The 21,555-nt window shown below is 71.4% G+C and carries 20 protein-coding genes; 3 read left to right on the top strand and 17 right to left on the bottom strand.

Going from position 1 to position 21,555, the window contains the following annotated elements:
- Positions 1-82: 82 nt before the first annotated feature.
- Positions 83-1,078: a helix-turn-helix domain-containing protein gene (locus AB0H42_RS18165; protein ID WP_357057094.1), complete on the bottom strand. Its 996-nt coding sequence runs from the start codon at positions 1,076-1,078 to the stop codon at positions 83-85.
- A 56-nt stretch (positions 1,079-1,134) separates the two neighbouring features.
- Between AB0H42_RS18165 and AB0H42_RS18160 the strand changes: the two genes are divergently transcribed.
- Together AB0H42_RS18160 and AB0H42_RS18155 are read left to right on the top strand one after the other, a co-directional pair.
- Positions 1,135-2,445: an MFS transporter gene (locus AB0H42_RS18160; RefSeq protein ID WP_357057092.1), complete on the top strand. Its 1,311-nt coding sequence runs from the start codon at positions 1,135-1,137 to the stop codon at positions 2,443-2,445.
- A gap of 135 nt (positions 2,446-2,580) precedes the next feature.
- The gene (locus AB0H42_RS18155; protein ID WP_357057090.1) at positions 2,581-3,372 is read left to right on the top strand and encodes a hypothetical protein; all 792 of its coding nucleotides are present in this window, start codon (positions 2,581-2,583) and stop codon (positions 3,370-3,372) included.
- 46 nt (positions 3,373-3,418) lie between these two features.
- On the opposite strand, the gene AB0H42_RS18150 is transcribed toward AB0H42_RS18155, so the two are convergent.
- From AB0H42_RS18150 to AB0H42_RS18075, 16 genes are all read right to left on the bottom strand, one after another.
- The gene (locus tag AB0H42_RS18150) at positions 3,419-4,654 is read right to left on the bottom strand and encodes a hypothetical protein (RefSeq protein ID WP_357057088.1); all 1,236 of its coding nucleotides are present in this window, start codon (positions 4,652-4,654) and stop codon (positions 3,419-3,421) included.
- Between the two features lie 344 nt (positions 4,655-4,998).
- On the bottom strand, positions 4,999-5,346 hold the full coding sequence (locus AB0H42_RS18145) for a rhodanese-like domain-containing protein (RefSeq protein WP_357057086.1): 348 nt from the start codon (positions 5,344-5,346) through the stop codon (positions 4,999-5,001).
- A gap of 62 nt (positions 5,347-5,408) precedes the next feature.
- A complete protein-coding gene (locus AB0H42_RS18140) occupies positions 5,409-5,852 on the bottom strand; it encodes a hypothetical protein (RefSeq protein ID WP_357057084.1) in 444 nt (147 codons plus the stop codon).
- A gap of 119 nt (positions 5,853-5,971) precedes the next feature.
- Positions 5,972-6,724: a GAF and ANTAR domain-containing protein gene (locus tag AB0H42_RS18135; protein WP_357057082.1), complete on the bottom strand. Its 753-nt coding sequence runs from the start codon at positions 6,722-6,724 to the stop codon at positions 5,972-5,974.
- A gap of 219 nt (positions 6,725-6,943) precedes the next feature.
- Positions 6,944-7,531 (bottom strand): STAS domain-containing protein, encoded by a 588-nt coding sequence (locus AB0H42_RS18130; RefSeq protein WP_357057079.1) that lies wholly within the window; start codon positions 7,529-7,531, stop codon positions 6,944-6,946.
- Between the two features lie 143 nt (positions 7,532-7,674).
- Positions 7,675-8,979 carry a UDP-glucose/GDP-mannose dehydrogenase family protein gene (locus AB0H42_RS18125; protein ID WP_357057077.1) on the bottom strand — a complete coding sequence of 435 codons (1,305 nt, stop codon included), beginning with the start codon at positions 8,977-8,979 and terminating at the stop codon, positions 7,675-7,677.
- Positions 8,972-9,922 carry a glycosyltransferase family 9 protein gene (locus AB0H42_RS18120; RefSeq protein WP_357057075.1) on the bottom strand — a complete coding sequence of 317 codons (951 nt, stop codon included), beginning with the start codon at positions 9,920-9,922 and terminating at the stop codon, positions 8,972-8,974. The genes AB0H42_RS18125 and AB0H42_RS18120 overlap by 8 nt, the downstream gene beginning before the upstream one ends.
- A complete protein-coding gene (locus tag AB0H42_RS18115) occupies positions 9,913-10,602 on the bottom strand; it encodes an SDR family oxidoreductase (RefSeq protein ID WP_357057073.1) in 690 nt (229 codons plus the stop codon). The genes AB0H42_RS18120 and AB0H42_RS18115 overlap by 10 nt, the downstream gene beginning before the upstream one ends.
- 20 nt (positions 10,603-10,622) lie before the next feature.
- Positions 10,623-11,996, bottom strand: a complete 1,374-nt coding sequence (locus AB0H42_RS18110; RefSeq protein ID WP_357057071.1) for a PfkB family carbohydrate kinase — start codon at positions 11,994-11,996, stop codon at positions 10,623-10,625.
- On the bottom strand, positions 11,993-12,556 hold the full coding sequence (locus AB0H42_RS18105; protein WP_357057069.1) for an SIS domain-containing protein: 564 nt from the start codon (positions 12,554-12,556) through the stop codon (positions 11,993-11,995). Before AB0H42_RS18105 ends, AB0H42_RS18110 begins: the two co-directional genes overlap by 4 nt.
- On the bottom strand, positions 12,553-13,596 hold the full coding sequence (locus AB0H42_RS18100) for a glycosyltransferase family 9 protein (RefSeq protein WP_357057067.1): 1,044 nt from the start codon (positions 13,594-13,596) through the stop codon (positions 12,553-12,555). Before AB0H42_RS18100 ends, AB0H42_RS18105 begins: the two co-directional genes overlap by 4 nt.
- Positions 13,593-15,086 (bottom strand): HAD-IIIA family hydrolase, encoded by a 1,494-nt coding sequence (locus AB0H42_RS18095; RefSeq protein WP_357057065.1) that lies wholly within the window; start codon positions 15,084-15,086, stop codon positions 13,593-13,595. Before AB0H42_RS18095 ends, AB0H42_RS18100 begins: the two co-directional genes overlap by 4 nt.
- Positions 15,083-16,705, bottom strand: coding sequence for a carbamoyltransferase C-terminal domain-containing protein (locus tag AB0H42_RS18090; protein ID WP_357057064.1), 1,623 nt, complete (start codon positions 16,703-16,705; stop codon positions 15,083-15,085). Before AB0H42_RS18090 ends, AB0H42_RS18095 begins: the two co-directional genes overlap by 4 nt.
- A 44-nt stretch (positions 16,706-16,749) precedes the next feature.
- Entirely contained in the window at positions 16,750-17,745 is a 996-nt protein-coding gene (locus AB0H42_RS18085) for a UDP-glucuronic acid decarboxylase family protein (RefSeq protein ID WP_357057302.1), read from the bottom strand.
- A 74-nt stretch (positions 17,746-17,819) separates the two neighbouring features.
- Complete coding sequence (locus tag AB0H42_RS18080) at positions 17,820-19,040, bottom strand: glycosyltransferase (RefSeq protein WP_357057063.1); 1,221 nt, start codon at positions 19,038-19,040, stop codon at positions 17,820-17,822.
- A 21-nt stretch (positions 19,041-19,061) separates the two neighbouring features.
- On the bottom strand, positions 19,062-20,039 hold the full coding sequence (locus AB0H42_RS18075; RefSeq protein WP_357057061.1) for a glycosyltransferase: 978 nt from the start codon (positions 20,037-20,039) through the stop codon (positions 19,062-19,064).
- A gap of 124 nt (positions 20,040-20,163) precedes the next feature.
- Here AB0H42_RS18075 and AB0H42_RS18070 point away from each other — a divergent pair, with 124 nt between their 5' ends.
- Positions 20,164-21,555 carry an aldehyde dehydrogenase family protein gene (locus AB0H42_RS18070; protein ID WP_357057059.1) on the top strand — a complete coding sequence of 464 codons (1,392 nt, stop codon included), beginning with the start codon at positions 20,164-20,166 and terminating at the stop codon, positions 21,553-21,555.

Raw genomic sequence — 21,555 nt, 5'->3', positions numbered from 1 at the left:
TTCCGTGCTGCGCGTCCCGGCCACGGGGGCAATCTACCCGCACGGATCCGGGCGCATTCCCAGCGGCGGGGGATACCACCGGTCATGGTCCGGCGAACGTCCTCCGATACGCCGAGGGCGACATTCCCAGACCGCGCCGCATATGATGGCGCAGGTTGTCCGGTGATCCGAGCCCGGACCTCTGCGCGACCTCGTCCACCGGGATATCCGCCGACTCCAGCAGTTCCCGTGCCAGGTCGAACCGGCGGTCGCGGAGCCAGGCGCCCGGGGACAGTCCGGTCTCGGCCCGGAACCGGCGACTGAACGTTCGCGGGCTCATCCGCGCGTGCGCGGCGAGGGTCGCGACGCCGAGCGGCTCGGCCAGCCGGGTCAGCGCCCACGTCCGGGTCGCGGCGGTGCTGAGGTCGTCGGGTCCGGGCACATGATGTTCGATGAACTGGGCCTGCCCGCCCTCGCGCCAGGGCGGTACGACGCAGTATCGAGCGGCCCGGTTGGCCACGGTGGCGCCGTGGTCGCGGCGGATGATGTGCAGGCACAGATCGATTCCGGCCGCCAGGCCCGCCGAACTGAGCACCGCGCCCTCGTCCACGAACAGCACGGTTTCGTCGAGTTCGACCGCCGGGAACAGCCGGCGGAAATCGTCGGCGTAGCGCCAGTGGGTGGTGGCGCGGCGGCCGTCGAAGACCCCCGCGGCGGCGAGGACGAAAGCGCCCGTGCAGATGGACACCATCCGGGCCCCGGCGGGCACCGTGGCCAGTGCCGCGGCGAGGGCGGGGCCGAGTTCGCCGCCGGCGCGGGCGGCGCGGTACCTGGTGCCCGGCAGGATCACCGTATCGGCGGTGGCGAGCGCTTCCGGCCCGGCCGCGGCGACCATCGAGTAGCCCGCGGTGGCCGGTACGGGCCCGGCGTCGAGGGAGCACGTCACGACCCGGTAGAGCGGGTTGCCGTTCTCGTCGGTGGCCTCGCCGAACACCAGGGACGGGATGGTCGCGTCGAAACCGACCACCGGATCGAGCAACAGCACGGCCACGGTATGCGGGCGCCGGAGAGCACCGCCGTTGGCACGATCTTCACGCATATTGTCGATTCTGCCACTGGTGGCGCGGCGGCGGCTACCGGAAGCTGATCATCGTGATGACGAAGATCGATCCCGGCGCCGCGGTCGCGCGCGCCGGTCGGCGGCCGCGACTGCATTTCGCCTGGATCGTCGCGGGCGTCAGTTTCGTGGCGATCCTGGGCGCCGCCGGGTTCCGGGCGGTACCGAGTGTGATGATGACGCCGCTGCACCAGGAATTCGGCTGGTCGCATGCCACGATCGGCGCCGCGATGTCGGTGAACATGGTGCTGTTCGGCGTCACCGCGCCGTTCGCCGCCGCGCTCATGGACCGGTTCGGCGTGCGCCCGGTCCTCACCGGTGCGCTGCTGCTGATCGCCGCGGGGACCGGTGTGGGCACGGTCATGAGCGCGAGCTGGCAGCTGGTGCTGCTGTGGGGTGTGCTGGTGGGGCTCGGTACCGGGTCCCTCTCGATGGGTTTCGTCGCGACCGTCTCGACCCGGTGGTTCGTGGCCCGGCGCGGGCTGGTCACCGGGGTGCTCACCGCGGCGAGCGCGACGGGCCAGCTCGTGTTCCTGCCCCTGGTCGCGGGGGTCACCGAGGCGTTCGGGTGGCGCTGGGCCTCGATCATCGTGACCCTCGCGGCGCTGGCGGTGATCCCGCTGGTCGTGCTGTTCATCCGGGACCGGCCCGGCGATATGGGCCTCACCGCCTACGGCGGCGAATCCGAGCCCGCCGCCGAACCACTGCCGGGCGGCACCTTCACAGCGGCGCTGGCCGGGCTGGCGCAGGGCGCCCGGATTCCCGCGTTCTGGTTGCTGGCGGGCAGTTTCGCCATCTGCGGGATGACGACGAACGGATTGATCGGCACGCATTTCATACCCGCCGCGCACGATCACGGTATGCCGGTCACCGTGGCCGCGTCGCTGCTGGCCACCATCGGGATCTTCGACGTCGCGGGCACGGTGTTCTCCGGCTGGCTCACCGATCGCGTGGATCCCCGCCTACTGCTGGTGATCTACTACCTCGGCCGAGGGGCGTCACTGCTCCTGCTGCCGGCACTGCTCTCCCCGAATGCCGAGCCGAGCACCTGGGTTTTCATCGTTTTCTACGGTCTCGACTGGGTGGCCACCGTGCCGCCGACGATCGCGATCTGCCGCAGCTGGTTCGGTGCCTCGACTCCGGTGGTGTTCGGCTGGGTCTTCGCCGCGCACCAGCTCGGTGCCGCGGTGGCCGCGTTCGGCGCGGGGTACCTTCGCGACGCCCATGGTTCCTACGACCTCGCCTTCTTCGTGGCCGCGGGGTTGTGTGTGGTGGCGGCACTCCTGTGCGGTGCCGCACGGCGCCCGCGGGCCGGTATGCCGGCGGTGACGGCGGCCGGCCGGGTCTGACCACCGCGCCGGGGCGGATCTACCGTTCACCGACTGTTACCGCGCTGAGTCGTGACCGGAGTTTGTGCGCCGTGCCCTGGGGAAAGTGGTCGATGACGCGGGCCGACCGTGCCCGCACCGACGCCGGGAGAGGCCATGGACTACCGCGCCCTTGCCTTCGCCGCACTCGTCACCTGTTGCGCTCTCGGACCGCCCGTCGCGCAGGCGGCGCCGGTACCCGACCCGGTCCCACCCACCGCCGCGGGCGAGCCCGCACCACGCACCGCCATCTCGGTCCGATCGCTCACCGGCCTGAGCTGGGGCACCGCCGACGAGCACCAGGTGCGCAGCGCGCTGTCGCTGGCCAAGCTCTACCTCACCGATTACGCACTGCGCCACGGTGACGGTTCGGCCGGTGACCTCGCCCACGGTGAGCGGATGATCCGGTATTCCGACGATGCGGCCGCCGACGCGGTGGCGGCGAAATACCCCGGGGCCATCGCGATGGTCGCCGCGGAGTACGGGCTGGCGGAAACCCGGCCGGGCGCGAACTGGGGCAGTTCCACCACCAGTACCGCCGACGTGGCCGATTTCCTCGACGCCAAACTGCGCGCCGATCCGGCCTCCCCGATCCTGTCCTGGATGGCCACCGCCGCACCCCGCGCCGCCGACGGCACCGAACAGAACTGGGGTACGGCCACGCTACCCGGCGTCCAGGGCACCAAATGGGGCTGGGCGGATGCCCCGCCACAGGAGGTCGCCTCCGCGTCTTTCGGCCCGGGTTTCACGGTGGCCGCGCACACCCGCGGTGGTCCCGCGGACCAGACGGCCGATGTGCTCGGGGCGCTGTCGTCAGTCCTTCCCGGGCGCGGAGGGCCCACCGTGCCTTCCGTACCCGCGCACACCGCCGGCTCCCTGCCGGTGCCGGAAGGCCCGTGGTCCGGGTGACTCCCCGTGCGCCCGGACGACGAACTCGAAGCGTCCCGCCGTGGTATCAGACCGAGCGAGTTCGCGGCGGCGCGGGATTCGGCGAGAGCCGCAGCGCGAACAACAGATCGGTGTTGTACACGGGCTCCGGCGATTCGGCCCCCCGCAGCAACCCGGCCCCGCGGATCCAGCTGTGATGCCAGTGATGGAGCTCCGGCATCGTCACCGCACACCGCGCGGCGGTCTGGCGCAGGCGGCGACCGGCACCGCCGATGCCGCCGGCGAACAGTTTCGACACGGGCTCCGGGCGGGCTTCCTGGTAGTCGCGGGCCTCGTGCAACAGCGTCCGCACCGACCTCGGTAGAACCCATACGTACAGGTCGGCGGGCTGTGCGTAACCGATCGGCCCGGTGAAGACGAGTCCGTCGCGGGTGAGTCCCGTACACGGCACCGAACCGAGTTCCACCGTGGTGGCGCCGGTACACAACGCCGTGGCGAGGGCCGCCGCGTCGACCGGGCTCGCGGTGCGCGCCCGGATCCGGCCGAGGGTGCCGTCGTCGACGCACACGGTGGTCAACCCGGGCCCCACCGAGTAGTTGAGGTCGGGCGGCAGGTTCAGTCGCATACCGTGCAGCAGGAAGCCCGCCTGTGCCCCGCGCAGCCGGGCAACGGTGTGCCCACGGCCCGGGCTGCCGCAGACGAGCTCGCCGAGAAAACGGTACAGTCCGAGGATTTCGCGCCGGTCGCTGGGATGGTTCGCTTCGGGCAGCCCGGGGCGGGTGGTCGACAGCGAACGATCCCAGAAGTATCCGGCGGTCCCGGGTTCACCGAACGGTATCGCCGCGCCGGTGCCGCCCGGGTGGTGTACGCACGGACGGCCGGTGCGCGCGGCGAGCCAGCGGCAGGTCGCGTCGATACCTTCGGTGTAGACCGCGTCGAGACGGGCGAATTCCGGCGCGGTCAGCTCGCGGTGGGCGTCGGCGCGGAATGTGGTGACATCGCTGTCCGGTATCCGGGGGAGTGCGTCGTCACCGGTGGTCAGTACGACGTCGGCGACCCGGTCCCGGGGTTCGGCGTCCCGGTAACCCATTATGCGAGTGGCGGGTTCGGGTACCTTCTGGGGCGCGAGCGGGGTCCGCCGCGCTCGGTGGAATGTCAGCCACTGGTGTAGTTGCCCCTCGGCCAGGCCTAGCTCGCGCGCCGCGGACCGCACGTCTTCGGCGGACAGTGCCTCGTTTTCGTCGAGCTGGACCAACCGGTCCAGTGCGGACGGACGCAGCGTGGCGCCGCTGGTCTCGGTCACGGTGACAACCTCCTGGGCGCGGGCCCGGACGATACTACTGTTCTCCTCCGGTACAGATCATTCGATCACTTTCCGGGCTGTGAGAGGAGACGATCAACGAGAACTTAACCACCGTTGACAGAGAATGCGCAGTTCCGGTATTTGCGGAACGTTGGCAGGTCGGCGCATGGAAGTCGAAAGTATCGGCAGCGCGCATCCACATGCGCTGGAACCGATATCAATGGGTTCGGCCCGTACGCGGTAAGAAAGCAGTGGCCGTCCGATTGCTGACAATCGGAGTTATCACGCCTGGGTGTCCGGGGTCTCGACGCCGCACACCCTGCGGTGGCCGGCGCCGGCGGCCGTCACCGGCCCGGTCGCCCACCTGCCTCGAGCGCGCCGCCGGCGGCACGCCATTCGACCAGGCCGCCCGACATGTTCTTGGCCTCGAAGCCGTATTCGACGAGGAGATTCGCGGCGCCGTAGGACCGCAGACCGCCGGTGCAGAAGGTGATCAGAAGCCGATCGTCGGGCAATTGTTCGCATTCTGTCGTCAACTGTTCGAGCGGTAGGTGGACCGCACCGGGAATGTGGGTGCGATTCCATTCGAACTGCCGGCGCACATCCACGATCAATGCTCCGTCGCGGACGGCGTCGATCGCCTCTCGTGCGGAGAGGGAGGGTGCGCGGTACAGGTAGTGGCGGATGCTCACGGAAGTTCGTCCTCATATCGCCGGGTGGTGGGCACGGTGACCTTCTCGCCGATCGTGCCGGGTCAGGCGGCACCGGGGCGGACGATCATGAGCACCACGACGATGAGCCACAGCACGTTGTAGCCGCCGGTGAGCATGCCGAGTGTGCGCAGTCGTCGCCCGTCGTCGGGCTCGGCGAGGGCCTGGCGCTGCATCGGGTGGATCATCGTGATGATGACTGCGGCGGCGGCCGCGGTGAGAACGATCGCCGTGGTGATCCAGATCTCGCCCATGCGGTGCTGGAGCGTGGCGAGGACGATGCCGACGACGGGGACGGTCAGGCCGAGCCGGGCGTAGGTACCGGTGATCCGGTGCAGGACGGCGGCCACGGCGTGCTGACGTTCCGGCGTCGCGTGGACGGTTCCCGACACCGGCGCGTAGCGGGGGAACAGGCTGGTGGCCACGGCCGATCCGCCGATGAAAACGATCGCTGCCAGGACATGGATTGACAGCAGCAGGTTGTGCATAGACAGCTCCCTCTCGACCTTCAGGTGAGCTGAAGCCTAGCACCTCCTTCAGTGCGGCTGAAGGATTGTGGGCCGGTGCACAGTAGGGTCCGGACGACGCCGCACCCTCGCGGCCCGGGCTACCGGCCGGTGGGCAGCTCGCCGCTGCGGCAGAGGTAGGAAGCGATTTCGGTGAGCTTGGTATTGCTGTGCTGGCTGGCGCGCACCAGCAGGGCGAAGGCTTGTTCTGCGGTCAGCTTGTACCGCTCCATGAGGATCCCCTTGGCCTGACCGATCAGGTCGCGGGTGTCGATGGCGTGCTTCAACTGCGAAACCTGCTGTGCCGTGGCCATCGCCACGCCGGCGTGGGCGGCGAAGAGCCGTCCCACGCGTTCGGAATCGGCGCCGAAGGCGCGGGGCACGCGCGCGTACAGATTGAGGGCGCCGAGATCGTCGCCGAGCACGTAGAGCTGAAACGACAGCATACTGCCGATACCGAGTTCGGCGGCGCGCGCGGCGAACCGCGGCCACCGCACTTCGCCGGCGGTATCGGGCAGTGCCACGATGTGCCGTTCGTACAGCGCGTCCAGGCAGGGGCCTTGCTCGAACTCGGTCTGGGCATGGTCGACCTCTTCGACGAGGGCTGCCGAGACGATCGGCGTATCCATCACCCGCCGCCGGGCGATCACCGAAATTCCCGCGTAGGCCGCGCCCGGCACGGTATCCACGGCGGTATCGATGATGCCCTGCAGGGTGGCCGCCACATCCGCCCGGGACTCCAGGTACCGGGCCAGATCGCCCAACCGCTCGGCCAGGTCCGCCGGGATCCGGGACTGCTCGGCGGTTACCGCCGCCACACCGTCGCCGGGGCCGGGTTGTGCACTGGTCGCCATGGTCGGGAGCACCTTCCGCAGCAGGTGCCGGCCGCATCCCCGGCCGGCGGCGTCGCCGCATGCTCTCGCCGGGGCCACGCCCGCCTTCCACCCTACGTCGCGGGGCACCGGTTCGGCGGTGCTCGACCGGCCGGCGGGCTACCGGCGGGAGACCGAAAAGTTACCCCGGCCGGAGACCATCGGGTCTCCGGCCGGGGTCGCCGACGAGCGGCTTGCGAATTACCGGCGGCGTGGCAGGGCTGTACCGATCACGGCGCCCGGGATACCGGCCGCGGATCCGGCGACGATCTCGCCGGCGAAATAGGCGGGCCGGTCGATTCCCGGCTCGTCCCGGGTGATGAGCGGGGCTCGAAACCGGCCCGGTCCCGGGGTGGCGGTTTCCGACCGCGGCCGCAGCGCGGTCACCGCCGCGACGACGGTGGAGCGGATGGGCAGGCTCGCGGTGCGGGGGTCGGTGCCGGCGAAACGCGCGATACGGGGGTCACCGGTGACAAGGCATACTTCCACGCCGTCGCGGCGGTATTGCTCCGCGTCCACCGCCAGCGCCTCCAGTGTGCGCAATGACAGGAAACCGAGCCTGGCGGCATCGACGATCAGCGCGCCGCACCCGGTGGTCGCCGTATCGACCGCCTCGCGCACCTTTCGCCGCCACAGGGCGAGGGTGAACGCATCCGCTTCGCCGCGGACGGCGAGAACGACGATTTCGCCGCGCCGGAGAGTCCGGAAGATCAGCTGGTCACCGGGCGATCTGGACGGCGGCGGTGAAGCGGACGTGGGAGGTGCAGCGGAAAATTTGACTGGTTTCATGAGAACCTGGATCAGTCGAGATGCACTACGCATCGTGGCCGGGCCGACCCTGGAGTCTCAAGGCGAACGTGAACCCGTCGTCACCCCTACACTACCCGCCCGGTGCCGCCGCCCGCCGGATACCGGTGGCCCGTCGGTACCGGTCACCGGTCACCGGTACCGATACCCACCACCTCGAAACCGGTTCCGTGCAGAGCGGCGCGGTCCAGCAGGTTGCGGCTGTCCACGATGACCGCCCGGTCGGCTCGGGCCTTCAACCGCGACCAGTCGAGGGCGCGGAATTCGGGCCATTCGGTGAGGATCACGAGCGCGGCGGCGCCCTCCGCGACCAGGTACGGGTCGTCCACCACCTGTACCGGACCGAGGCCGGGGGTGCTGCCGGGGACGCACGGGTCGTAGGCCGTCACGGTGGCGCCGTGCCGGCAGAGCTGGCGCGCCACCGCGACCGCGGGGGAGTCGCGTAAATCTCCCGTTCCGGCCTTGAACGCGAGCCCCAGCACGCCGATGCGGGCCCCGGCCAGCGAACCGTCGACCGAACCGGTGACCGCGCGCCGCACCTTGCGCAACACCATGGCGTGCTGCCGGTCGTTGGCGCGTACGGCATCGCGCAGGATGGCGAAGTCCACGCCCGCCGATTCCGCGGCGCGCAGCAGGGCGTGGGTGTCCTTGGGCAGGCAGGAGCCGCCCCAGCCGGGTCCGGGCGCGAGGAAATCCGGTCCGATCCGGTCGTCCATCCCCATCGCGCCGGTGACCTCGGTGATATCGGCGCCCACGCGTTCACACAATTCGGCCAGCGTGTTCACGAACGACAGTTTCACCGCCAGAAAAGCGTTGCTGGCGTATTTGGCGAGTTCCGCGCCGGCCGTATCGCAGCGCAATACCGCGGCACCCGTTCCGGCGTAGAGCTCTTCGACCCGGTCGGCGGATTCCGCGTCCTGCTCCGCGGCGCCGATGACCACGCGGTCGGGCCGCAGGAAATCCTGTACCGCACGGCCTTCCCGGAGGAATTCGGGATTGCTCACCACCGCCGCTCCGGCGCGGCCGGGGCGGGCGGCGAGCCGGGCCGCCGTCCCCACCGGCACAGTGGATTTGGTGACGAGGGTGCAATCCGGCCGCAGCACCGTCGACAGCGCGGCGAGAGCGGTGTCGAGCACACCCAGATCGGCCGCCCCGCCGTCACCTTTGGGGGTGGGCAGGCACAGCAGGACCACTTCGGCCTCGGCCAGCGACTCCGGGTCGGTGGTGAAGACGAGCCGGTCTTCGTCGAGTCCCGCCCGGACCAGCTCCGGTAGCCCCGGCTCCACGATCGGCACCCGGCCCGCACGCAGGTGTTCGATCTTGTTCTCGTCGTTGTCGAGACAGATCACATGGTGACCCAGGTGGGCCAGACAGGCGGCACTGGTGAGTCCCACATATCCGGCACCGACCACACCGACACGGCTACCCATGATGTGCCCCCTTTCCGATGACCTCGGCCGCGGCGCCCAGCACGCGTTCGGGTCGCACCATGAGCAACCCGGTATCCGGACGATTGCCGTGCGGATCGCCGAGACGCCCCGCCCACAACGCGATATGACGCTCGGCGGTGGGCGGCGGCCCCCAGGCGCCCGGCGAGGTAGGACCGAACAGCAGTACCGAGGGCGTACCGAACGCGGTCGCGAGATGTCCGATGCCGGTATCGCCGCAGACGACCAGTGCCGCGCCGGCGACCAGTGCGGCCAGCCCGGCCGGATCGGTGCGTCCCGCGTACACCGCGGAGTCCGGGAGCCCGGCCCGGCCGGCGACCGCCTGTGCCAGCGGCACCTCTTCCGCGGAACCGGTGACCACCACCGGGCGGCCGTCGGCGGCGAGTTCGCGGGCCACGCGCGCGAAACGTTCGGGTGGCCAGCGCCGGGCGGGGTAGGCCGCGCCCGGGTGGATCACGATCGCGTCCGGTACCGGCGTGGGTGTCGGCGGCGGGCGCAGCCCGAGTGCGGTGGGATCGGCTCGGATGCCCGTGTACTCCAGCAGCCGGCACCAGCGGTCGACCTCGTGCAGGTCGGTACGCCAGGCCGGTCCGGGCCGGTCCGGCAAATCGGGATGTCGATGGGTCAGCAGCGCGCCCGGCTCGGTCGCCGCCAGGTCACGGATGCTCTCCGGGCCCCGGCCGTGCAGATTGACCGCCAGATGTGGTGGTTCGGGCGGCCGGCGCAGCGCACCCAGCCCAGGCGTCGGCAACAGCTCGTCCACCGCCTCGATCAGATCGACCAGTCCGCGCAGTGGTTCCGGGGCGGCCAGCACCAGGCGGTCGTCCGGCCGGGCGGCGCGCAGCGCCCGGAGGGCGGGCACCGCGGTCAGCAGATCGCCCAGGCCGAGCGCGCGCAGTACGAGAATCGTGCCGCTCAGGGCCACGACCCCTCTTCCGAGGCGCAGACCACGAGCTCGCGGACCTCGCATCCGGGCGGCCGGCCCAGCGCGAACAGCACCGTATTCGCGACATCCGCCGGCCGGTTCAGTTTCGCGTCCGGTGGCGGCTTGTACTTCTCGGCGCGCCCGTCGAAGAACGCCGTGCGCATTCCGCCGGGGACGAGCAGGGTCACCCCGACCTCCCCCGCGGTTTCGGCGGCGAGCGCCCGGGTGAAGCCGATGACCCCGAATTTCGACGCGCAATAGGCGGTCGCATCGCTCGCGGCGCGGAGGCCGAGAGTGGAGGCGCAGGTGACCACCGTGCCCCGGTGCTGCCGCAGCGCGGGCAGCGCCGCGCGGACCACGGCCACCGTGCCCAGCAGGTTCACCTGGACCACCCGTTCCCAATCCTTGGCGGGCACCTGGTCGAGCGGCCCGCAGGCGTCGGTTCCGGCGGCGGTGAAGACACCGTCGATCCGGCCGTCGGCGGTGTCGAGGAGTTCGCGCACGGCATTGTCGGCGGCGGCGGTATCGGCGAGGTCGGCCCGGACGAAATCGACCGTGGTCTCGGGCTGGTCCCGGTCGATCACGAGGGGGCGGCCCCCGTGTTCGAGCACCGCGGTGGTGACTGCGGCGCCGAGACCGGAAGCACCGCCGGTGATCAGGATGTTTCCAGGGTTTCGCATCGCGCTCCTTCGTTCTCGGGTCAGCCGCGGGACCGGGTGACCAGCTGAGTTGTCGAATAACCGCGGACCGTGGGTATCAGCGCTATCTCACCGCCGTGCCGGCGGACGACGCCGGCCTCGGGCAGATCCGCTTCGGCGTAGTCACCGCCCTTGACCCAGACATCGGGGCGCAGTCGCTCCAGCAGGGCGGCCGGGGAGGATTCGTCGAAGATCGTGACCGCGTCGACCGAGGCCAGCTCGCCGAGCAGCCGGGCGCGGTCGCGTTCGGCGACGATCGGACGGCTCGGCCCCTTCAACCGCCGTACCGAGTCATCGGAGTTGAGGCAGACGATCAGCGCGTCGCCCATGGCGCGGGCCTGGCGCAGCAGGCTGATATGGCCGGGATGCAGCAGATCGAAACAGCCGCCGGTCGCCACGAGCCGGCCGCCGCGCGCCCGGACACCCGCCGCCACCTCGAACGCCGATCCAGGGCTCTCGGTACGAGCGGTGCTCGCGGGTTCGGATGCGTCGCCGCGTGACAGCGCGGCCGCGCCTCCACCGGCGACGAACCCGGCCGCGATGGCCACGGCCAGGCCCACCGCCTCGGCCACCGTCGATCCGTCCAGCAGGGCTGCCGCCGCGGCCGAGGCGAATCGATCGCCCGCACCGCAGGTGTCGGGGGCGGCGGTGCCGAGCCGGATCTCGCCGGGCACCGGCACCGTCGCCAGCCGCTTACCGTTGGCCAGGACGGCCCCGGCAGAGCCGAGGGTGACGGCCACGGAATCCGCGGTCCATTCGTCCCGGAGTACCTTCGCGAGTTCGTCCGGCTCGGCGTACCCGGGCGCGAACTGCCGCGCCTCGCTCATATTCGGCGAGACGAGCGCGGCACCCGGGATCGGTGCCGGCCCGCGCGGATGCGGATCCCACACCACGGGCACCGACGGGGCGAGTTCGGTCAGCAGCCGCCGGATCCGGGGGTGTGCGGCCACGCCGCGTCCGTAGTCGGCGACCAGGATCGCCCCGGCCGCGCGCAGGACTCGCACGATCGTGGGGCCGAGCGGACCGGCCTCCGCGGTGCCGTCGCCGGTGTCCAGCCGGACCAGCGACTGGCCGCCCGCGCGGACCCGGGTCTTGCGTACCGTTTCGCCGCACAGCGCCATCGGCACCACCTCGACCTCCGGGTCGAGCAGCCGCCGCAGGCTGCGACCGCCGTCGTCGTCGGCGGTCGCGGTGACGAGTACGACCTCGGCCACCGACCGGGCCGCCAGGATGGCGGCCAGCCCGGCCCCGCCCGGGCGCAGCCGCCTGCTCCGGACATCGACCACGGGGACCGGAGCCTCGGGGCACAGCCGGGTCGCGTCGCCTTCGATATCGACGTCGAGCAGGCTGTCACCCAGGACGATCAGCGGTTTCACGCCGGAATTCCCAGTGCCTCGTCGAGCGCCGCGCACAGTGTGTGCACCAGGGCGAGATGCACTTCCTGCACGGTGGCGGTGCTCGGTGCCTCCACGGCGACGGCGCGATCGCACAGGGCCGCCAGCGGATTCGGCGCCGGCCCGGTCATGGCCCAGGTGGTGACACCGATATCGTGCGCCGCTTTCGCGGCGGCCACCACATTCTGACTGGTGCCGCTGGTGGACAGCAGGACGAGGATATCGCCCGGCCGGCCGTGGGCGCGGACCTGCCGGGCGAACAGTTCGTGCCCCCCGTAGTCATTCACGATGGCGGTCCCCGCGGAGGTGTCGGCGTGCAGCGCGATTGCCGACAGCGGGCGTCGCTCGTTGCGGAAACGGCCGACCAGTTCCCCGGTCAGATGCTGGGCCTCGGCCGCGCTGCCACCGTTACCGCAGGCGAGCAACCGGCCGCCGTTGCGGAACACCGTGGCCAGTTCGCGCCCCCACCCGTGGATCTCCGGCGCGTGCGAACTGGTGCGCTGCAGTGCCTTGCACAGCGCCGCGAAATGCTCCTCCATCACGACACACCTCCTGTCTGCAGACCGGCGCACCCGCCTGCGCTGAGTTCTTTCGCCGCCAGGACGATGTCGTCCGGGGAAATCGACTCGAGGCACGGATGTCCGGCGATCGGGCATTCGCGGGCTCTGCTGTCCCGGCACGATGCGTCCTGGTCGCCCAATACCGCCACCGGCACCCTGTAGGGCGCCCACCGGGCGGCGGGGACCACCGGCGCGAACAGGGAGACGACCGGCGTTCCGACGGCCGCGGCCAGATGCGCCGGCCCGGTATTGGGCGCCACCACGACGCTGGCGTCCCGCAATACCGCGGCGAGTTCGGGCAGGGTGGTCGCGCCGCCGAGGTCGACGGCGCGACCACCGGCCACGAGACCGGTGAGCGGCCGGTCGGCGGCGGCGCCGGTGACGATCACCCGGTATCCGGCGCTCGTGAGCGCGGCGACCACGGCCGCCGACCGCGCCGGGGACAGCTGGCGGGCCGGTACCGACGCGGCGGGGTGCACGACGATATATCCGGGCTTACCGGTGCGGTGGGCGACGTCCGGGAGCGGCCCGCGCACCGCCAATCCGCCGTCGTCGCCCGGCGGTAGCCCGAACCCGGCCGCGGTGGCCAGCGAGAGCGCGCGTTCGGCCTCGGGCGGGTCGCCGGTGACACGATGCCGCAGATCCAGCAGCGAGCCCGGGTAGTCCTCGGAGATCGCGCCGATCCAGCGGACCCCGGCCATCCGCAGCACCAGCGCGAGAGGCAGCGGCGACTGATGGAACGAGGTGAGGATGAGCGCCCGATCCATTTCCAGGCCGCGCAATTCCGCGACGAAGGCGTCGATATCCGGCGCGGTCACCGCCGGTGGTTCCGGGTCGATCCAGGGCGCGCACCAGGTCAGCACCCGGTCCACTCCGGGGAGCAATTCGGCGCCCGCGCGACCCCGCGGCCCGGCCAGCAGCGTCACCGATTCGGCGTGGGCCGCGACGGCGCGCACACAGGGACCCGCCAGCAGGACATCGCCGACGTTGTCCATCCGCGCCACCAGGACCCGGCCCGTCACAGCGGACCCGCCATCGCCATCCGGACCGCTTCGGTGAGATCCGGCGCGACACTCGCCGCGACCCGCGCGTGGCGTATCTCTTCGGGCCGGGTCCGCGCCGTGGGCACGAGGACGGCCCGGGCGCCCGCCGACAGGGCGGCGGCCACGTCGGCGCCGGTATCGCCGATCAGTACGCAGCGGTCGATATCGACACCGAGTTCGGCCGCGGCGCGGCGCAACATACCCGGTGCGGGTTTGCGGCATACGCAGCCGTCGTCCTCGCCGTGTACACAGACCTGCCAGGTCCCGAACGGCCCGAGCAGTTCCTCCACCCGGTCGTTGACCGCGGCCAGCTGGCCGGGGCTGATCAGTCCGCGCGCGACACCGGACTGATTGCTGACGACACCCAGCTGGATTCCGGCCGCCCGCACCAGGCGCAGGGCGTCGGCGGCCCCCGGCACCGGCCGCACTCCGGCGGGGTCGGCGAGGTAGGGAATATCGACGATCAGCGTGTCGTCCCGATCGAACAGCAGTGCGTGCGGGGCGGGATGGGTGGCGCGGCGGTGGCGCAGTTCGCCGCGTATCCGGTGCCGGCACGCGGCCGGGGGGATGAGTGCGCTGGTGACCGCCATCCGCCCGATCTCGCGCGGGGTGCGGGGGCCGGGCACGATGCGCCGGAGCGCGAACTCCCCGGTGAGCGCCGCCCACCCGGCAGCGCAGGCGAGCGCCGCACGGGACCGGCCGGTCACCCCGAACGCCAGGGCCGCCGCGCCCGCCGCCGTGGTGAGCGCGTGCCGGGGGAGCAGTCCGTGCCGTTCGCCGATGCGCCGCCGCCAGTGTGCGCCGTATTTGCGCCGCATCAGCGCGTTATCGGCGTTGCCGCGTTGGGCCCGCACACTGGCCAGCGGTCCGGAGGCGCGGACCGGGTGGACGGTGACCCGCTGCCCGGACGCGATGGTGTAACCGGCGAGGCAGACGCGTAGTGCCAGGTCGGCATCCTCGCGGTAGGCCCGGGGGAATCGCTCGTCGAACCCGCCCACCGCGCGCAGCGCGGACCGGCGGTAGGCCATATCGGCGGTGATCCAGCGGGCGGTCGCCAGCCCGGCGGTGCCGCGTTCGTCGTCGGTCGGCCGGCGGTGCGCCGGAAGCGGGACCTCGATGCGCGCGGTACACGCGGCGGTGTCCGCGGCGAGACCGAGCAGGTCCGCGGCCAGGCGGTCCGGCCAATCGGGGGCGACGAGTACATCGTCGTCGAGGAAGGCGATCCAGGCTCCCGTGGCGTGCCGCCAGCCGGCATTGCGGGCGGCGGCCGGTCCGCGGCCACCCGAGCGGACCACGTGCACGGGTGCGCTGCCGTCGGGTAGCGGGAGTTCGCCGCCACCGCGCCGGTCGTCCACCACGATGATCTCCCGGGGACGGGGTCCCGTCGCGGCCTCCAGCGCCTCCAGCAGCAGCCGGAGACTGTCGCGGCCCGTGGTCGGGACGACAATGCTGTAGTCGAGGCGGTTCACCGGCGCCGCACCAGGAACGGACCGATGGCGAGTACATCGATCGGGGCGGAACCGAAACATTCGAGCGCGTCACGCGGTGAATCCACCATCGGACGGCCCGCGGTGTTCAGGCTGGTGTTGACGACCACCGGCACCCCGGTGCGGCGGTCGAATTCGGTGAGCATGCGCGCCGTCAGGGGGTCGTCCGCCGGATCGACGGTCTGCACCCGCGCCGTACCGTCCACATGGGTCACCGCCGGGATCCGGTCCTGCCAGTCCGGTGCCACATCGTGTACGAACAGCATGTACGGGCTGGGCAGGGGTCCGCGGCCGAAGATCTCGGCCGCCCGGTCGGCCCGCACCATGGGCGCGACCGGCCGGAACTGTTCCCGGCCCTTCACATCGTTGAGGCGTTCCAGGTTCGCCGCCCGGCCGGGGTGCGCGAGCAGCGAGCGGTGCCCGAGGGCGCGCGGACCGTATTCGGCCCGGCCCTGGAACCAGGCGACCACCTGATCGGCGGCGAGCACCGCCGCGACCTCGGCCGCCACATCCACCGGCCTGCTGTACCGGAGGTCGGCCGTCCGCAGTACGGCTTCCAGCTCCGCGTCGGTCCACTCGCGGCCCAGGTCGGCGTGGTGCATCGGTGCGGCCCGCTCCCCGAATTCGGCCGCCAATTGCAGTGCGGCGCCCAGCGCGGTGCCGGCGTCACCCGAGGCGGGCTGCACCCAGATCCGTTCGAACGGTCCCTCGGCGTGCAGCCGGGTGTTGGCGACACAGTTGAGAGCGATACCGCCGGCCAGGGTGAGATCCTGTTGCCCGGTCTGCCGGTACAGCCATCCGGTCAGCTCCAGCAGTACCTCCTCGAGTCGCCGCTGCGCACTGGCGGTGAGATCGGCGTGGTCGGGGCCGAGCGCACCGCCGGTCACCGCCGGTGCGTACCGCGCCCAGTCCACCGGTTCGGTCCGGAAACCGCCGTCGCCGGTCGTGTACAGGAATTCCCGGAATTCGTCGAGGAAGCGCGGCGTGCCGTAGGAGGCCAGTGCCATCACCTTGTACTCGTCGCTCGAGCGGGCGAAACCCAAATGCTCCGTGAGGTCCTCGTACATCAGGCCGAGCGAATGCGGTAGCCGCTGGGCGGCCAGTTCGACGAATTTTCCGTCCCGGTACTCCCCGGCGAGATACGAACTGCTCTCCCCGCGTCCATCGGCGACCAGCACCGCGGCGTCACCGAACGGCGCCGCGAGTGCCGCGGAGGCGGCATGGGCGATATGGTGCCGGACGAACCGCACGATCGAAGGGTCGAGCCCGGGCAGCGCGGTACGCAGGAACGCCGGCGCCCGGCGCGCGTAGTCGGTACGGAGTTCCTCGCTGGAGGGGTCGAGACCGCCGAGCGAATGGTCCACGAGCGCGGGATCGTAGGAATAGCCCACCGCATCGAGCTGGTCGGGCCGCAGGCCCGCGCGCTCGAGGCACCACGCGGCGGCCTGCTCGGGCATCTCCCAGGCCGCGAACGGAACCGGTCGTTTACCGTGCTTGCGGCGGGTGAACCGCTCCTCCTCCGCGGCGGCGACGATCTCACCGTCCACGACGAGGGCGGCAGCGGGATCGTGGAATATGGCGTTCACACCGAGAATGCGCACGGGCGGCCTTTCCGCTGGGGATACGGGCTCGTACCGTGAATCGTCTACGCGCTACCCGCCGAATCGACTGCCAAACCGGCCTGCCGTTTCGTTACCGGACCCGCCCCGTCCGCCGGTGCCGTCCGCCCGGCGAACCAGTCGATCGTCCGGCGGAGCCCTTCGGCCCGGTCGACCGTGGGCTGCCAGCCGAGAGTGCGCCGGGCCAGGGCGATATCCGGGCAGCGACGCTGCGGATCGTCGATCGCGCCGTCGACGTATTCGAGCGTGGAGTGGCTCCCGGCCGCCGCGCGGATCTCCTCGGCCAGCGACCGTACCGATAGTTCGCCGGGATTACCGATATTGACCGGGCCCGGATGATCGGTGCGCGCCAGCGCCAGCAGGCCACGCACCGTATCCCCGACGTAACACAGCGAGCGGGTCTGCTCACCGGTGCCGGCCACGGTGAGCGGAGCGTCGGCCAGCGCCTGGGCGATGAAGGTGGGCACCATCCGGCCGTCGTCGGCCCGCATCCGGGGGCCGTAGGTATTGAAGATCCGGGCGATTCCGGTGTTCACACCGCGTTCCCGGCGGTACGCCATGGTCAATGCCTCGGCATATCGCTTCGCCTCGTCGTAGACACTGCGCGGCCCGACCGGATTGACATGGCCCCAGTAGTCCTCGGGCTGCGGGTGGACCCCGGGATCGCCGTACACCTCGCTCGTGGACGCGAGGACGAACCGGGCGCCGGTACGTTCGGCGAGATCGAGGGCGTTCGCGGTACCGAGCGAACCGGCTCGTAACGTTTCGATCGGGAGCCGCAGATAGTCGGGCGGCGAGGCGGCCGACGCGAGATGGAAGACCACATCGAACCGGCCGAGGCCGGAGAACGATTCGGTCACATCGTGCGGCATGATCGCGAAGCCGGGCCGGTCCACCAGCCCGGCGATATCGGCCGGGGTGGAGGTGGCGAAGTTGTCGAGCGCGACCACGGACGCGCCCGCGTCGAGCAGCTGTTCGCACAGGTGCGAGCCGACGAAACCGGCGCCGCCGGTCACCAGCACCCGCCGAGGGCGCCCGGCCCGGTGTCCGCTCGCCCGCCCGTCCGGGGTGGGTACCGGATCCGGCGCGTATGTCCTCACCGCGCCTCCTCCCGGCCGGTTTCGGTGCGCACGGCCGCGGCGGCCACCCGGCGGTACGCCCGCAGGGTCTCCGCGGTGATCCGCTCCCACGAGTAACGTGCCCGGACCCGTTCGCGCCCGGCGCGTCCGAAGTTCGCCCTGGTCCGCGGCGCGTTCAGCAGGCCACCGACCGCGTCGGCCAGTTCGCCGGTCTCCCGCGGTGTCACCAGCCTGCCGGTGACTCCGTCGACGACGGTATCGGTGAGCCCGCCGACCGCGGCGGCCACCACGGGTACCCCGCAGGCCATCGCTTCCAGCGGGGTGATGCCGAAAGGTTCGTACCAGGGGGTGCACACGGCCACATCCGCCGACCTCAGCAGTGGCGCCATCTCCGTCCGCGGTATCTGACCCAGCAGATGCACCCGGTCGGCCACCCCGAGTTCGCCGGCCAGGGCCGAGAGCCGTTGCGCTTCGGGATCGTCGGCGAGTCGCCCGTCGTCGGGTCCGCCGACCAGCACGAGTTCGGTATCGCGCAGCCGGGCCACCGCGGTGATCGCGATATCGAAACCCTTGCGCGGCACCAGTCTGCCCACGCTGACGATCCGATACCGGTCCGATCTGGCGGCGCACGGACCGTCCGGGGTGAACCGATCGAGGTCCACGCCGCAGGGGATCACCGAGGTGCGGGTCCGCGGCAGTCCCATCCGGACCAGTTCGAACACCTCGTCGGTACACGTGGCGATGACGCGGTCGGCCCGGTCGGCGATGCCCTGTTCCAGCCCCACCCGCGCCGGTGGACTGGTGTCGGCGGCGCCCTGGTATCGGCGTTTGACCACGCCGAGCGCGTGAAAGGTCTGGAGCACCGGAATGCCGAGCGCGGGTGCGGCCGCGAGCGTCGCGAGACCGGACATCCAGAAGTGGGCGTGGGCCACATCGGGCGCCTCCCGCTGCCAGTCCTGCCGGAGGAACTCCCCGAATTCGTCCATGAACGGGAGCAATTCGTCCTTCGGCAGTATCTCCGGCGGGCCGGCCGGCACCCGGGTCACGCGATACCCCTGCTCGGTCCGGACGGTGGTGGGTGCGGCGGCGTCTTCGCGCCGGGTGTAGACGGTGACATCGTGTCCGCGCCGGGACATCCCGGCGGCGAGTTCGGCGACATGGACGTTCTGGCCACCGGCGTCGACGCCGCCGAGCGCGGCCAGCGGGCTGGCGTGTTCGGATACCATCGCGATCTTCAAGGTGGCGCCCCTTTCCGATCCCTATGCGGTGACCTCGGCGAGCAGACCGTCCCAGCGGCGCAGGAAGGTATCGAGACCGTAGTGCTCCAGTGCGTACTGCCGTCCCGATTTCCCGGCGAGCACCGCCAGATCGGGTTCGTGGAGGAACTCGTGGAACCGCCCGGTGAGTACCGCGATATCGGTGGACAGCGCTCCCGCCTCCGGCGGGACCGCGCGGACTGCCTCGGTGGTCGCCAACGCGACCACCGGCATCCCCAGCTGCATGGCTTCGAGCAGGGACAGGCCGAGGGAGGTCCACCGCGCGGTGTGCAGATACACCCGCCGCCGCGCCATCTCCTGATGCAGGGTGGTCTGGTCGAGGTCGGCGATACCTCGCACGGGGTGCGCGGTGGGGCTTTCCGTGGTGAATTCGGCCGCGCCGATACCGTACAGATCGACCGGGCCGGCCCTGGCGAAGGCGGGCAGCAGATCGGTTCCGGTGATCCGCCCACGCCGGAGCGGTTCGTTGATCAGGGCCACACCGTGCGGGATCTCGCCGGTGTAGCGCGCGCCCGGATCGACGATGCCGTGCGGGACGACCCGCGTGGGTGCGCGTCCGTTGTCCCACATCAGGTCGTTGAAATGGGTGACGTGCACCAGCGGGATATCGGCGCGGTCGGCCAGCGGATGCCGGGTGGTGGCCGCATGCGGGCGCGGGGTGTTGTGCTCGACGTACACCGCCGGGATATCGATACCCGGGCGACGGCCGAGCCGGCGTTCGACCAGACCGATCTCCTCGGGGCGCTGTAGCACCACGACATCGGGTTCGGTCTTGCGCAGCTCCCCGGCCGGAATCTCCCGGGCGGACGGCCACACGCGCCCGCAACGGCCCCGGCCCCACGGCCCGCCGCCCTCCACCACCGGCAGCAGATAGCGATGTCTTCCCCGGACGAACGAGCTGGTCCACGAGCCGTGCACGTGCCAGAGCAGTATGTCGAGCCGGTTCGCCGTCTCCGCCATGCGCTGGCTCTTACCTGTTCGCGCCGGTTCAAACACAAGCGCGGGTAAAGCGGATCTACAGGGCTCGGCGTGGCGACTCGCCGAGCCGGGTTTGAACCGCCGGCGCCGGGCAAAACGCGCCGGTATGAGCCGATCGAGCACCGTCACAGAACCCACGCGGTCGCCGGTGACCGCGGCGATCGAAATCCGCGATCCCGCCACCGGCGCCACTGTCGGTACGGTGCCCGTAACCGGCGCCGCCGAACTCGCCCGGCGGGTCGCCGCGGCCCGCCGGGCCCAACCCGGATGGGCGCGTACCCCGGTCACCGAACGTGCCGCGGCATTACGGGCGGGAGCCGACCTGCTGCGAGAATACGTCGCCGAACTCGCCGCGACCGCTGAGGCCGAAACCGGTCGCCCGCGCGCCGAGGGCGCTGCGGGCATCGCGGCCGGCGCCGCGGCCCTGGAGCAGTACGCCGAGCTGGGCCCGGTGCATCGCGGAAAGAGCCTGCAGGGCGATATCGACGCGACCGACTTCATGGTCTGGGAGCCGCGCGGTGTCGTCGTCGCGCTGACACCGTGGAACGATCCGGTCGCGGTGTCGTGTGGACTGATCGGTGCCGCCCTGGTCACCGGCAATTCGGTGGTCTACAAGCCGAGCGAGCGGGCGCCGCACACCGGCGCGCTGCTGGGCGAACTCCTCGCCCGTGCGCTACCCGAGGGCGTGCTGCAGACAGTGCAGGGTGACGGCGGCGTCGGTGCCGTGCTGGCCGCCCGGGCCGATGTCGATGTCGTCGCGCATGTGGGCAGTACCGCCACCGGCCGGTCGATCGCGCGTAGTACGGCCGCGACCGGCGCGAAAGCCTTGCTGGAGAACGGCGGTAACGACGCCCTGGTGGTCGACGCCGGGGTGGACCCCGGCTGGGCCGCGGAGCAGGCCGCGCTCGGCGCGTTCGCGAACTCGGGCCAGATCTGTGTATCGGTCGAGCGGATCTTCGTCCACGAGGCGATCGCGCGGCCGTTCCTGGCCGCGCTGGTGGCGGCGGCCGCATCCCGGACCCTGGCGCCGCTGGTCGACCGGCGCCATCGCGACCTGGTCCACGCGCAGGTGGACGAGGCGGTGGCCGCCGGAGCCGAATGCGCGACGGGAGGTGTCGTGCCCGACGGCGCCGGGGCGCACTACCCGGCCACTGTGCTGGCCGGCTGCACACCGGATATGCGCATCATGCGCGAGGAGACCTTCGGTCCGGTCGCGCCGGTGTGCCGGGTCGAATCGTTCGACCGAGGTCTCGCGGAAGCGGCCCGGGACGAGTACGGGCTGGCCGCGACGGTACTGACGTCGTCGCTGCCACATGCCCAGCGTGCCTGGCGGGAGCTGCCGGTCGGCACGGTGAAGATCAACGCGGTATTCGGCGGCGCGCCCGGCGGCGCGGCGCACCCCCGCGGCACCAGCGGTACCGGCTACGGGTACGGACCCGAACTGCTGGACGAGATGACGCAGACCAAGGTCGTGCACCTGAACTCCGCGCCCCGGTGA

Origin of the sequence: Nocardia sp. NPDC050799 (assembly GCF_040654015.1) — a bacterium.
GTDB lineage: Bacteria > Actinomycetota > Actinomycetes > Mycobacteriales > Mycobacteriaceae > Nocardia.
The sequence above is the reverse complement of the archived record's forward strand: the minus strand, read 5'-3'. Positions and strand labels throughout refer to the sequence as shown.